11 protein-coding genes are annotated in these 13847 nt (G+C 55.0%); 4 read left to right on the plus strand and 7 right to left on the minus strand.

Going from position 1 to position 13847, the window contains the following annotated elements:
- The first annotated feature begins 76 nt into the window (after positions 1 to 76).
- The 4 genes from K6123_RS06415 to K6123_RS06430 all read left to right on the plus strand — a co-directional run bounded on the left by K6123_RS06415 (position 77) and on the right by K6123_RS06430 (position 4389).
- A complete protein-coding gene (locus K6123_RS06415) occupies positions 77 to 1150 on the plus strand; it encodes a site-specific integrase (RefSeq protein ID WP_221795339.1) in 1074 nt (357 codons plus the stop codon).
- Between the two features lie 110 nt (positions 1151 to 1260).
- Positions 1261 to 1461, plus strand: a complete 201-nt coding sequence (locus tag K6123_RS06420) for a DUF1656 domain-containing protein (RefSeq protein WP_221795341.1) — start codon at positions 1261 to 1263, stop codon at positions 1459 to 1461.
- Between the two features lie 4 nt (positions 1462 to 1465).
- Entirely contained in the window at positions 1466 to 2326 is an 861-nt protein-coding gene (locus K6123_RS06425) for an efflux RND transporter periplasmic adaptor subunit (RefSeq protein WP_221795343.1), read from the plus strand.
- 32 nt (positions 2327 to 2358) lie between these two features.
- Positions 2359 to 4389 carry an FUSC family protein gene (locus tag K6123_RS06430; protein WP_221795345.1) on the plus strand — a complete coding sequence of 677 codons (2031 nt, stop codon included), beginning with the start codon at positions 2359 to 2361 and terminating at the stop codon, positions 4387 to 4389.
- A 61-nt stretch (positions 4390 to 4450) separates the two neighbouring features.
- On the opposite strand, the gene K6123_RS06435 is transcribed toward K6123_RS06430, so the two are convergent.
- The 7 genes from K6123_RS06435 to K6123_RS06465 all read right to left on the minus strand — a co-directional run bounded on the left by K6123_RS06435 (position 4451) and on the right by K6123_RS06465 (position 13842).
- Positions 4451 to 4822, minus strand: a complete 372-nt coding sequence (locus K6123_RS06435; RefSeq protein WP_221795348.1) for a hypothetical protein — start codon at positions 4820 to 4822, stop codon at positions 4451 to 4453.
- 199 nt (positions 4823 to 5021) lie between these two features.
- Positions 5022 to 6785 (minus strand): sulfatase-like hydrolase/transferase, encoded by a 1764-nt coding sequence (locus K6123_RS06440; RefSeq protein WP_221795351.1) that lies wholly within the window; start codon positions 6783 to 6785, stop codon positions 5022 to 5024.
- Positions 6786 to 6898: 113 nt separating this feature from the next.
- Positions 6899 to 7597, minus strand: coding sequence for a response regulator transcription factor (locus K6123_RS06445; protein WP_221795353.1), 699 nt, complete (start codon positions 7595 to 7597; stop codon positions 6899 to 6901).
- Complete coding sequence (locus K6123_RS06450) at positions 7594 to 9516, minus strand: sensor histidine kinase (protein ID WP_221795356.1); 1923 nt, start codon at positions 9514 to 9516, stop codon at positions 7594 to 7596. The genes K6123_RS06445 and K6123_RS06450 overlap by 4 nt, the downstream gene beginning before the upstream one ends.
- A gap of 205 nt (positions 9517 to 9721) precedes the next feature.
- Positions 9722 to 10837: an ABC transporter permease gene (locus tag K6123_RS06455; protein WP_221795359.1), complete on the minus strand. Its 1116-nt coding sequence runs from the start codon at positions 10835 to 10837 to the stop codon at positions 9722 to 9724.
- A gap of 12 nt (positions 10838 to 10849) precedes the next feature.
- Complete coding sequence (locus tag K6123_RS06460) at positions 10850 to 12019, minus strand: ABC transporter permease (protein ID WP_221795362.1); 1170 nt, start codon at positions 12017 to 12019, stop codon at positions 10850 to 10852.
- Positions 12016 to 13842: an ATP-binding cassette domain-containing protein gene (locus K6123_RS06465; RefSeq protein ID WP_221795364.1), complete on the minus strand. Its 1827-nt coding sequence runs from the start codon at positions 13840 to 13842 to the stop codon at positions 12016 to 12018. Before K6123_RS06465 ends, K6123_RS06460 begins: the two co-directional genes overlap by 4 nt.
- Positions 13843 to 13847 lie beyond the last annotated feature (5 nt).

The raw sequence follows: 13847 nt of genomic DNA on the forward strand, positions 1-13847 counted from the left end.
TTGATAATAGAACATTATCACGTCTTAATTTTTTGTAAGGATTGGGATAGCATTGCGGTGAAGCCAGGAGTGCAAGATGAACAAACAATCCGATCAGCAAGATGCCCTCCATCAAGGCCGCGCCGCCGAGCTGGACATATTGGCCAAGGAAGCGGCGATTCTGGACGCATCCGAAAGTGTTAATACCCGGCGGGCGATAGAGGGGGCTGTGAATCACTTCACCCTGGAATACGGTGGTTTGCTGCCATGCACCGGCGAGCAGTTGAAAAACTATCTGGTTCGTTACGCGGGCGAGTTAAGTGTCGCGACTCTGGAACAGCGGCGGGTTTTGCTGGGGCGTTGGCATAAGGAAAATGGTTTTGCGACCAATCCAAATGACAGTGAGCTGGTGCGGCAGGTGATGCGAGGCATTCGGCGTAAATACGGCCGAAAACAAAAACAGGCCCGGCCGGCTCCTTTACGACTTATTCATCAGGTGGTGAATTGGCTGGATCAACAAGCCCTGCATAACACTGAGAGCCCGCCAGTTTTTCGCCAGGCACTCAGAGACAAGGCAATGTTATTGACATCTTTCTGGTTTGGCCTGCGCTCCAGCGAGCTAATTGGCCTGCGGGTGTGTGATGTGACGCTGCACTGGGATGCTGAAGTGCCATATATGGAACTCTATCTAGCCAAGTCGAAAACGGATCGTGAAGGCTTGGGGCAGGTTAAAAAGCTGGAGTCGCTGGCGAACCTGTGCCCGATGGAGGCTATCCGAACCTGGCTGGAAGCTGGTTTTCATGGAGTCGCACGGCCGACCTTTCTGAATAGTGATGCGCCGCTGTTTGCTGCGGTTTCGCGCTGGGGTGAAATCTCCAGCCAGCACATTCATCCGAACTCCGTTAATAAAATGATTAAAAGCCTGTTCCAGAAAGCCGGTGTCGATGCTACCGAATACTCCAGTCATAGTATGCGTCGTGGTGTGGCCAACTGGATTATCGATTCGGGAGCGTCCGTGGCCGAGCTGACGGAATGGATTGGCTGGCGCGATACCCGCACCGCTATGCGTTATCTGGATGGCAAGTCGTCCTTGCCAAGCAAAATCATTGAACGACATTTAGGAGCTGGTCGAGCCCCTTTGTTGACTACCGATAAAACGGCTGATGAGTAACAAGCCACGGCACTGCAGGGTATTGGGAACAGTGATATGCAGTGCTGGCAGGGAACTGAAACTATCCTCTATTATTCTCTGGGGTAATTGCCGCACCTGGAGATGAAACAATGCTGCATGAATTTTCGTTTGCCGGGATGCTGTTCAGCCCGATGGTGGTGTTTGTTCCAATCGCATTCTTGTTGTACTGGCTGACGCAATGGCTGATGCACAAGTTTAATTTAAGACAATGGATATGGAAGCCAGCCTGGTTCGATCTGTCGATGCTGGTGTGTTACATCGGCCTGGTTGTGTGGATAGGAGGGCGCTGAGGCGATGAAAAACAGTATCCGGATTGCTATCACGTTAGTCGTCGTGGCGGCAGCCTTACTGACAGGCAAATGGGTCTGGGATCATTATCTGTATTCTCCCTGGACTCGCGACGGTCGAATTCGGGCCGATGTTATTACGATTGCGCCGGACGTCTCTGGCTGGATTACACAGCTGTCTGCGGCCAACAACCAGGCGGTAAAAAAGGGCGACTTGCTTTTTGCAGTGGATGACCAGCGCTATCAGGCGGCAGTAATTGAAGACAAAGCTGCCGTAGAAGAAGCACGTTACGCCCTTGAACTGGCCCAACACCAATACCAGCGGCGACAGCAGCTGACTTCCTCAAAAGCAATCAGCTCAGAAGACCTGGAATCCTACCGCATCAAAACCGACTCGGCACAAGCCAGTCTGGCGCTGGCACAAGCGAAACTCGCAGCGGATCAGATCAACCTTACTCGTACCCGGGTACAGGCGCCAGCAGACGGCACCATCATTAACCTGAATCTGAACAGTGGCAACTATGTTGCTCAGGGCAAGGCAGTGCTGTCGATGGTCAAAGCCGGGTCTTTTTATGTCACTGGCTATTTTGAAGAAACCAAAATCCAGCGCGTGCGTGAAGGACAGCTGGCGACTATCTATCTGATGGGTTACAGCAAGCCTTTGATTGGTCGGGTTCGCACCATTGGTCAGGGCATCGCCAATGCCAATACGATTGCGGATGGTCAGTTGCTGCCACAGATTCAGCAAACCTTTAACTGGGTACGATTGGCACAAAGGATCCCCGTTGATATCGAACTGGAATCTGTTCCTGATGGCGTTCATCTCAGTGCTGGCATGACCGCATCTATACATTTGCAGCAAGACTGACACGTGTTATGCACCCGCTGACAGGAAGCTTGTTGCTACCGGACCGAAGTGCGCTGATCTTTGCCATCAAAGGTGTGATTTCCATGGCGTTGGCCTTGCTGGTCGCCATGGCGCTGGGGTTGGAGCGGCCGTCATGGGCAGTCGTTTCTGCTGTGTTTTTGCAGGTGCGACCGGAAACCGGTCTGGTGATCCAGAAGGGCCTGATCCAGATCGGCGGTACACTGATTGGTGCTCTGGTTGGCATCGGTATTCTGGCGGCATTTATGCCATATCCAGCCCTGGCACTGGGCGCGGTAGCTCTGTGGATCGGCCTGCACTCGGCATTGTCAACGACAGTTCGCAGCGTAAATTACACCTATGGTTTTGCAATGGCGGGCATGTCGGCGGCTCTGGTGGTATTGCTGACCATGCTGGATGCGTCATCAGCCAGCAGTGCCAGTGTCTATGAAATCGCCCATGCACGGGTTGCCGAGCTGATTGTCGGCGCGGCCTGCGCGGTGCTGGTGAGCCAGTTGTTGTGGCCTGTCAGTGTGAAGGCCGGACTGCGTAAAGGCGGCCAGCTGATTGTTAATGAGACGCTGGCCTATATGTCGCTGGAACTCAGCGAGAACAGCTCTCATGAAGAACGTCATGCGCACGCAGACCTGATTCTCGACGGCTTGATGGCCGTCACGGATGACGCCAGCGCGGTGACCTTTGAAGGCCCGGAAGGGCCAGGGCATGGACGAGCGGCCAGTTTGCTGTGCAATCGGGTAATGTCGTTGCTGGCAGAAGTGCAGATTCTTGGGCGCTTCCAGCGCAACTATCCCGATCAGGTTGAAGCCTGGTATCGGCAGTGGCTGGCGACTATGGTGACCAGCTTTGATGCCATGCGTGAAACCCGCGACTACGAAGTCGCCCGTAAGCAGGCGCAAGAGCTACGCCAGCAACTGCGCCGCTTGCAGAAGGAGCAAACATTTTCATCGCCGCTGCAATTTCGGTTGGCCAAAATTGCTGCTGACCTGGTCGCTGAATTGATCGTGGTTTTGCGCGCCTATCAGGCTCTGGAATACCCGGACCAAACCTTGCTGAAAGCCAGCAGTATCGAAAGCTATCGCGACTGGCTGGTTGCGGCAGTCAATGCATCCCGCTCCATGTTGGTGTTTGGCATCGGTGCGGTGGTCTGGGTCTACACCGCCAGTACTGCGGCCATGATGTTAATGATCATGCCGGTAGTCTTCTCGATTATGTTCGCCCGGTTGCCTTCAGCAATGATTCCTGTGGTGGTAACACGACTGGTGCATGGCGTTATGGCTGCTGCAGTGGTTGGCATGCTGGTGCTGGGGTTGTTGTCACAATCCAGCCGTGACTGGGAAATGCTGATTCTGGTGATGTCAGCAGTGTATTTCCCGGGTTTGCTGGCGCTGGCCAATCGGCCAACGCTGCCTTATGGCCTGGGTTTCCTGATACCCATGACCATTATTCTGCAACCCGGTAATGGCATGGCTTTTAATGCGGCTTCATCACTGAGTACGGCATTTGGTGTGCTGACCGGTGTAGTGGTTCTTTATTGGGTTTTTCGACTGATAACGCCACCGGGAGATCACACCATGCAGCAGCGTCTGCTGAAGGCAACTGCCAGGGATCTGCTGGAGCTTGCCGAACCCCGCGAACGGCCGGAGGATTGGTTTAACAGTCGTATGGGAGATCGCTTGCTGAAGCTGGCCTTGTCTGATCGCAGCAGTGGCAGTTCGCAGCGACACATTACCGACCTGGGCCTGACTGGCCTGAACCTTGGGCATGTATCCATGCGATTGCGACGGCTGGTGACTGATGAAGTCTTTACGCCGCCAGTGCAGCAATGTCTGCAGGAGTGGCAACAGGCGTTGTCTGAAGCCTATTTGCTCAGCGCTGATGGCCAGCTCAACACCAACTTTCGCCGGGCCAGCGACAACTTACGGCAGGCGCTTGCAAGTAGCGGGGTATCGACTGCCAATCTGACTTTGGTTGAAGGCATGATGGAGCGTATTGGCTTTACTTTTGAACGCACTGCCACGGCGATTGCCGGGGCCCCAAAAAGCTGATGCTGGTGATGATTGTTAAATCGTCCAAATCTGACTGAAGCAATTTCATGGCGGCGGATGTTTATTCGCCGCCTCCGCCGCCGCAGTCGCTGGAAAAATCACAGTCGCTGGAGTCGCCTCCGCCATCGAAGGAGGAGTCACCGTCATCTCCATAAAGGGTGTTATCCCGAGGGGATGATCGAGGGACTTCTCTGGCATCCAGCGGGATGCCATGCTCTGTACAGTACAATTTGTATTGCTGCTTGCTGCACCAGAAATACACAGCAGAGGAGGTATAGATTGCGTGTTCCGGGTAGTGCCGGGCAATGGTTTGCTTTACCTGCTGACGCTGGTATCTATTTTTTACTCCCCATTCAACCCCCAGTTGATCTCCCAGTTTTTTCTCAAAAACTCTCACAGCCTTACGTTTGTTCCATGCATCAATCAAGCCCACTACTGTATTCCTTACGTCGTTTGCGCAAATGTGAAGCGAAGGAAATAGCTTCTTTTCATCGACAGGAGTTTAACGGTTTGTCGAAGATTGACGTGTCATCTTATGTCAGTGAAACAGTGGATGGCTGATGGGATGAGTAGCTAACCGGCCTGACTGCGGGATTGGTGGTGCAGACGAAACCGGCGCTACTCAAAAGAGGTCAGTGGGGCATTTCTGCGTTGATGTTTAATGTAGTTGGGCGCAAGCGCTTGGTTTGGCGCTGTTCGACCAGCAAGGCTTTCAATTGCGCTATCAGTTGTGCACAAGGTTCTGGTGAGGCCAGCCCGGACAGCAGATTGTTGGTCTCGGATGGATCGCGGTCCAGGTCATACATTTCCCACTCATCAGGCACGTAGTATTGTGCCGCTGTCTGGTCCGGGTTGCCGACGGCATTTCCGACGAAACGCGGGTTTTCAAAGTAACGACTCAGTTTGTAGAGGGTGCCATCAATACGCGCAATCACAGTTTCAATATGGTGGGGTTCAATAACCGGGCGATAGGGCTGTTGTGTTGCTCGTTGGGCCAGTCCTGACGTCAGTGCTGATTGCCAGCTTTTGTTGTCGCCAGCGGCTGCTTCGGTAAAAAACATTTCGGTGATTTTGGGCGCGCTGATTTCGTTCAGCCCCTCATCAACTTCGTCATCGGTCATGAAATAAATCGGCTTGTCAGCAGTGCTGTCACCGTTCAGCTGCGGTACCAGGCTGCGACCAACCGGAAGATGAACTTCGGTGTGATCTTCAGCCAGGGTGTGGGCTGTCACTGCGGTGTCCACTCCGGCCAGCTGTAGAATCGTTGGAAGCAAATCGACATGACTGGTGGGGCCGTCTTCAGTGCGGGCTGTGCCCGAAGCCCGCTGCTGTGGGGTGGAGATATACAGCGGCACGCGCAGGCACTCATCATAGGCGTTGTACCATTTCTGGTGCATTCCACCATGGGCACCAAGCACATCACCGTGGTCCGAGGTGAAGATCACAATGGTGTCGCTGAACAGGCTGGGGCATTCGCTCAGGGTGGTGTAGACCGAGTCAATCAGGGCATCAACTTTTGATTGCAGGTACAGATACAGCTGGTAATAGCTGTCCATGGTGGGCTGGCGATAGAACATCAAACCGTAATCCAGCACATAGTCTTTCTGGCAGCGAGGCTTGGTGGCCAGATTTTCATGGCGGGTTGGTGGATTGATCACCGGAATGCCTGACAGGTCCGGTTGTTGCAGGCCGATCATCTTCCATGACTGGCCAGAGAATACGATGTCGTGTGGGTTCACAAACGAACAGACTGCCATCCACGGCTGGTAATCGGCATTTACCCTGGCTTCCGCTTCAAGCTCTTTCAGCATCTCAATAGTTTGTTGGGCGAAGCCCGGGTCTCGAATGGTGCCAGAGTTGGCGGCCAGCGAGCCGTGAGGCTCGGGGCCGATCCAGCCATGGAAACCGTAGTCTTGCAAGCGATCGGCATTGCGATATAAAGCTTCGCGTTGCGGGAAGTTATTTCCCTGGCTGTCAGTGGTCAGCAATCCCGTGTGACTACCAGGAATCGTCAGGTCCTGATCAGATATGTGCCATTTGCCGTGGTAATAGGTGCGATATTGGCCAGCGGCTTTGAGCCAGTTACCAATGGTTGGCACGGTATTGGGTGGCAACCAGAACAAGCCGGGATCGGATGAACTCTTGGCCATGCCACTGGTTTGACTAACGCCGTGAAGGGATGGGTAGTGACCGGTAAACAGCGATGCCCGGCTCGGTTCGCAAGCGGTGCTGGCGGCGTAGTGGCGCTGAAAACTAACCGATGCCTGGCGGATTTTTTGACGACCAGGCATGTGTTTGGCGCGATAATCGGCAACCTCCTGTCCTTCGTAATGCGGTGGAAATCGCTCCTCATCGGTCATGATGAGCAAGATGTTGGGCTGGCGGGGTGATGACATATGCGGGACTCCTTGCCTGATTGTTGTTATCCAGTGGCAATTGACTTTAACCCCCCATCCAGTGGCAATTCTGACGAAATCCTTGCATTTGATGGCCAAGGCGTGGCGGATGGCTAATTATTTTCAGGCAGGCACAGCGCAAGCTCACCCTCAAAAACAAATCCCTCTCCATAGACAGTCCTGATCGGATCACCATGCTGTTTGAGCTTGCGGCGTAGCCGATGAATGAGGGCGTCGATGGCCCCGCCGGTATCTTGTTCCAGCACCATGTCGCGCGGTATGTATTGTTGTGGTGCTTCAGCCATGGCATTGATCAGCAGGCGTTCACGAAAAGTCAGTGGGATGGTGGCACCAAGCGGTGAAATCAACTCCCGCCGTAACGGATAAAAACGCCAGGCCTGTGACTGCGGATCAACTGGCGCAGGGTTCAAGCGGCGATAGACCGAGTTGATGACTGCAGTGATTTCTTCCAGTGGCACCGGCTTGACCAGATAGACATGGGCACCACTTTCCCAGCCAGCCAGACGATCTGTCAGGATGTCCCGCGCGGTGAGGATTATCAGCCCCAGATTGCGGTTGGCCGACAGTCGGCTGGCGATACTCAGGCCGTCTTCGCCGGGCAGGCCAAGGTCAAGAATAACCACATCATAAGCCTGCTGCTGTAGTGCCAGGTCCATGGCCTTGCCGTCCATTACGCCAGTGGTATTTATCCCCTGACTGTTGAGGTAAAACAGTAAATCGCGATTGAGGCTGGGATTGTCTTCAACCACCAGACAGCGAATGCTGGCGGCAGAGGGGGAAACAGGATTCATGTGGAAAACTCCGGCAGGGTCAGAATAAATCGACTGCCAACCCCGGGCCGGGAATCAATCTGGATTTGGCCGCCATGGGCCAACACGATCTTGCGTACCAGATATAACCCCAGCCCGGCGCCTGTAGTGCTGCCACTGGTGTTGCCACGCCAGTAGCGGTCAAAGGCCCGGTCTGCCGCTATAGCATCCATGCCAGGGCCACTGTCACATACAGACAATGTCTGGGATTGAACGGTTTGATCAAGATCGATACGAATCGTGCTGCCAGCCGGCGAATACTTGATTGCGTTGTCGATCAGGTTGGCAAGTGCAACCCGCACCATTTCCGGGTCAATGTGCAACGCGGCCAGGCTTTCGCCGCCACAGAGCAACAAGGGGTTGCTGCGAAAGCCGCGAAAATCATTCACTACGGTTTCTGCCAGCGGCCGCAAGCGGGTGGGAGTGCGGTTCAGGTGGGCCGCGTCGAGCCCCTGGCGGTCGCGCGAAAGGCTGTGTTCGACCAGCCGGTTCAGTCGCTCCACGGCACTATGAATCGTGTCATAACGGTCACCGGTACCTCGAACAGTCCCATCGTCCAGATGCTCCAGTATGGTTGTGGCTGAATCAATTTCGGCCAGCGGTGTCTTGATCTCATGAAACAGCATGGCGACAAAATCTGCCTGTTCTTGTCTTGCAGCTCGTTCGGAATCTGCTTCGGCCGCGGCGATGCGGGCGCTTTCCGCATTGGCGTTGCGGGCTTTTTTATACTGGGAAACCCGCATGGCAACGGCCACATGAATTGCCATTGAGATAATCAGCGAGCCAACCTGGCTGCCGTACAAGTCCACCATCATGCCGGAATTAATGCGTAATGACGGCAGCGAAATGGCCAGCTGACAAAACAACAAAATGGTCATCACCGCCAGGAGCAGGCGTCCCAATGGCCGCTGCTGGCGCAACTGGTCAAGGGCAATCACAACATTCAGCACTCCGGTGAGTACCAGCGCCAATGCCAGCCCTCCCATCAGCAGGGTGAACCAGCCAAACCAGACCGACACCCCAATGGCCAGTGACAATATTCCCAGTGCCGTGTAAAGCCGGGCCATGCGCGGATAACTGCTTGTCAGTTCCAGTACCCTGGCAGTGAGGAAAATCTGGCTGGCGACGGTCAGTGCCGTAAGGGTTTTCAGCACATACTCGTTCAGCAGTGGCTCATCACCCAATAACCACTGAAAAATGAGTCCGTTAAAGCTCAGGTAAAAGGCAGCACGCAGGGCCAGGTAGATCGTCAGCTCACCGAAAATACGCTCACGCAAGCTGATCCAGTGCAGCAGATTGATCAGAATCAGAGAAAAGAATACGCCGAAATACAATCCGAACAGCAGTGATTCATCCTGTTGACGCTGTTGGTATTGGCTGACTGGGTAGAGTATGAAATAGGCATTCATCAAGCCGTTCTGACGCAAGCGGATGTAGTAGTCTTGCGGATCTGTCCCTGTTTGCTGCCGGGTCAGATCAATCAGAAAACCGGGAGTGCGATCGTCTTCAGGCCATTCGGAATGGCGAACCTGGTCGCCACTGACCATTCGGACCCAGCCATCAGGGCCGGGCTGATAGAACTCAATATGGTCGAGCAAGGGTGGTGTGATGCGTAAATAGAGTTTATCTGGACCGCTGCGGGTTCGCTGCAGGGAAAACCGTAACCAGATTGAGCGAGTGCCGCCGACTCCCTCAATCAACTGGCCGGGGAGCGGGAGGAAAGTACCCGCCTGGCCACTTGCAACCAGATTGATGTCATTGGTTGCGATCTCGGGTTGCAATTGCTGCAGCTGACCGGACAAAGAATAGCTTTGGTCGCTGTTCAATTGCAGGGTCGCATGGGCGCTGCCGGGGCCCAGGCTGGAGAGCAGGAAAACACCGAACCAGATGCTTGCATGCAACGCTGCCGGTAGCCCTGGCCAGCACCAACGGCAACAATGATGGATAGCAAAAAGGCACGTCCGGGAGGCCGTGGCGGGGAAGGTCATGGCAGGCTGATCCAAGATGCTGAAATCCATTCTCAGAATACCGCCAATGGCCACCAATAATCTGACGACATTTTTGCATTTCACGGACTGTGCAAAGATCTTGCTGGTCTGCCGATTACTAGCCCAATCGGTGGCGAAACATCCAGGCTGCCAGTGGCAGGGTAAATGCCGCCATGATCAGCAGTGGGATGAAGTCGTGGGCGATATCCGCAAAAACAGCCCCTTCCATATAGATCCGCCGGATCAGCTCAATACCAAAACGCAGTGGGTTGGCCCAGGTGCTCAGCTGGAGAATTTCCGGCATGTTGTCGATCGGGGTGATCAGCCCGGACAACAACATCAGCGGCAAAATAATCAGAAAGGTGTACAGCATGGCCTGCTGCATGGTCAGGGATATCGCTGAAATCGTCAGGCCAATACCAACGCCGGCACCGGTGAAAGCCAGTAACGCCAGATACATCAGCCAGAGTTCGCCGCGGAACGGAATACCAAACCAGAACAGGCTTATCAGCAACACCAAAGTCGACTGCACCAGCCCCACCATAATCGCCGGAATCGCCTTGCCTGCCAGGATCTGCATCGGAGCCAGTGGCGTTACCAATAGCTGATCGAAGGTACCTTGTTCGCGTTCACGGGCGACCGACAAGGCCGCCAACATCAGCGTCTGAATAATGCTCAGGGTCGCCACCATGGCGGTCATCATGCTCCAGCGTGACTCGACATTGGGGTTGTACCAGGCCCTGCGGGTGATCTGGATAGCGGCATTACTGAGCTGCTGTTGCTGGTTAAAGCTGGTAATCACCCGGTTCATGTGCAGCAGTGCACTGCTGGCGGTGGCGGAGTTGCGGCCATCAACAATGACCTGCACAGGCGCAGGTTCGCCAGACTGTAGCTTATCGGCGAAGTCAGCCGGAATACTCAGTACCAGCATGGCGTCCAGCCGGTCCACCGCTTGTGGGATCTGTTGCGGTGAGGTGAGGGTGACGTTGCGTTCGAACACGCCGCTGCCATCCAGTCGATTCAACAGTTTTGCCGATGCTTCGCTGTGGCTTTGATCCAAAACGGCGTAATAAATATGGTTGAGATCGTAAGTCGCGGCGTAGCCAAACAGCATTGACTGCACCAGTACCGGCGCAACCAACACCACGCGGCTGGACGGATCCTTGAACAGCGCCAGCAGCTCCTTGCGACACAACACCAGAATCTGGTGCAAATAAGCGATCAGCTCAGTCATAACCGGTTCCGTCTAGTCGAGCGATTTGGGTAACAGGCGCCTGGCAACCAGCGTCAGCAGAACAATATAAATCACCAGAATGCCGCACTCCTGCCAGAACATCTGCCAGTCGGTACCGGCCAGAAACAGGGTTTTCAGCAAGCTGACAAAGTGAGTCGCCGGTAGTATCTGGCTGACGGCCTGAACCACCACCGGCACGTTGTGCAGGTCGAAGACAAAGCCAGATAACATCAAGGCTGGCAGAAAGCTGATGATTAACGACATCTGGCTGGCTAGAAACTGGTTGCGGGTGCGGGCGGAGATCACCAGCCCCAGCAGCAGGGCAACCCACAGATACAGCAGCGAGGCGATCACAATCAGGCTGATGGAACCGCGAATCGGCACTTCAAACAGATAACGGGCCGCCATCATGCACATAAACACATCAAATACGCCGATCAGGGCGTAGGGAATTAGCTTGGCAATGATGATCTCCAGCGGCCGAACGGGCGTTACAAACAGCGACTCCAGTGTGCCGCGTTCCCATTCGCGGGCAATAAGTAAGGCGGTCAGAAAGGCACCGATCAGGGTGACTACCATCACAATCAGACCGGGCACCACAAACCAGTGGCTGTTGGCGGCTTCGTTGTACCACATGCGCGACACCACCATAACACCCGTTTCAGCATTGCCCTGGCCGTTGCGGTCGGCCTGATGCAAGCCGTAGGACTGAATCGCACCAGAAATAAAATTCTCCATGCTGTTTGCGGTGGTGGTGTCGATGCCATTGGTCAGCAGCTGGATCTGGGCTTTGCCGTCATTCAGCTGCCGCGAGAAATCCTGCGGAATACGCACGATGGCTTTTACCTCGCTGGCCCGCATCAGGGCTTCTGCCTGCTGAATATGATTGACCCGCACAGGCTCCAGATAAGTACTGCCTGCCAGTCCGGCGATAACGTTTTCCACCACCGGGGAATGATCTTCGACCACCACGGCGATGCGGGTGTTTTTGACATCAAATGAAATGCCGTAACCAAACAGCAGAATCAGAATCGCGGGCAACAGGATGCCAACCATCAGATTGCTTTTGTCACGCCAGAGCTGGCGGGATTCCTTCTTGGTCAATGCCCACAGACGCCTGCGGAAGGGGCTGGATGATCGGATCGTTGATTGGGGCTTGGTAGCGTTGCTGGCTGCGGTCATGTGCTGGCTTCCTGCGGTTGAGAAGCCCGGTTGCGGGATTCTTGCTGCGCCAGACGGTCACGATTCATCTCGACGATGGCGATAAAGGCATCATTCATGTTGCTGTTGTAGCCATCACCGGCCAGTTCGCGAACCTCCCGTGGCGTTCCAAGTGCCAACAGCTTGCCTGCATCCTGAATGGCGATGCGATCGCAGTATTCAGCTTCTTCCATGAAATGGGTGGTGATGATGATGGTCACACCTTGCTGCGCCAGACTGGTGATGGTGCGCCAGAAATCGCGCCGGGCCAGAGGGTCGATGCCACTGGTCGGTTCGTCCAGAAACAGAATATCTGGCTGGTGTAACAGGCCGGTCGCCATCGCCAGTCGTTGTTTGTAACCGGCGGGCAGCTTGCCACTGCTGGCTTTGGGATCAAGCTGGAATTGCTCAAGGGTGTGCTGAATACGCTGGCGCAAGTGCTTGCCACGCAGACCGTAGGCGCCACCAAAAAACTCCAGGTTTTCCAGTACGGTCAGATTGGAATAGAGAGCGAACTTTTGCGATACATAACCGATCCGGCCACGGGCCTTGGCGCGGGCAGTCAGCAAGTTAACTCCAGCAACTTCCAGAAACCCGCTGGACGCTGGCAGCAGCCCACAAAGCATTCGGAAGGTGGTGGTTTTACCAGCGCCATTCGGCCCCAGCAGTCCAAATATTTCGCCACGCTGGACGCTGAAAGAAGTACTGGCAACGGCGGTGAAGTCGCCAAAAGTTCGAACCAGGTTGCGGACTTCAATCGCCGGTTTGTGGGTGTCGTCCTGTTTGATTACCTGAAAATCTGGCGCTGGCGTCGTGGGCCCGGTTGTTGGTGCGGGATTCTGGTTGACGCTTTTCTGGCTGGCAGAGCCGTCACTGTGTTCACGCAGCAACATCATAAAGGCGTCTTCCAGTTCAGTCGGGCGCTCGCTGACTGGTAACGGCTGATAGAGCTGGTCAAGCTGGCGGCTATCAGCGTCAGGGTAGTGACTGAATCGCACGGCACCGCCTGCCGGAACTGCGTCGATAATCAGCTCGCGAGCATCCAGCAAACGCGCCTGCACATTGCGGGCCGGTGTCTCAGCAGGGGGCTCCATGGTTAACGTCAGGCCGTCAGCGCGGTGGCGCAGTTCATCCGGGGAACCGCTGGCGAGCGTCTTGCCGTGATGCATCACATAGACTTGCTGGCAGCGCTCAGCCTCATCCATGTAAGCCGTACTGACGATCACGCTGAGCTGTTCGTCGTGCACCAGTTGCTGGATGATTTTCCACAACTCCCGTCGAGACAAGGGGTCAACCCCCACACTGGGTTCATCCAGTAACAGCAGGTCGGGAGAGCGGACCAGCGTACAAGCCAGTCCCAGTTTCTGTTTCATGCCGCCAGATAACTTGCCGGCCGGGCGGTCGGTGAAGCGGGCCAGGTCAGTCAGCTGGAGTAAACGCTCGAAACGTTGCTGGCGCCGCTGCAGCGGCACATTGTGCAGGTCGGCATACAGGGTGAGGTTTTCTTGCACACTTAAATCTTCATATAAACCAAAGCGTTGCGGCATATAGCTAATGCGATCTTGCACGGACTGAGGGTCCAGACTGATATCCGTATCCAGCACGGTCAGAGTGCCTTCAGTCGGCTTCAACAAGCCGGCGATCATGCGCATCAGGGTGGTTTTGCCCGCGCCGTCAGGGCCAACCAGTGCGGTCAGCTGGCCTGCTTTTACGGTCAGGGTGAGCTCATCAACGGCGTTAAAAGGCACGCCGCTGGCATCGATAAACTGTTTTGACAGCCTGTTGGCTGCAACCAGAATGCTCATGCTGA

The organism is Oceanobacter mangrovi (assembly GCF_019740315.1).
GTDB classification, from domain to species: Bacteria; Pseudomonadota; Gammaproteobacteria; order Pseudomonadales; family Oceanobacteraceae; genus Oceanobacter; species Oceanobacter mangrovi.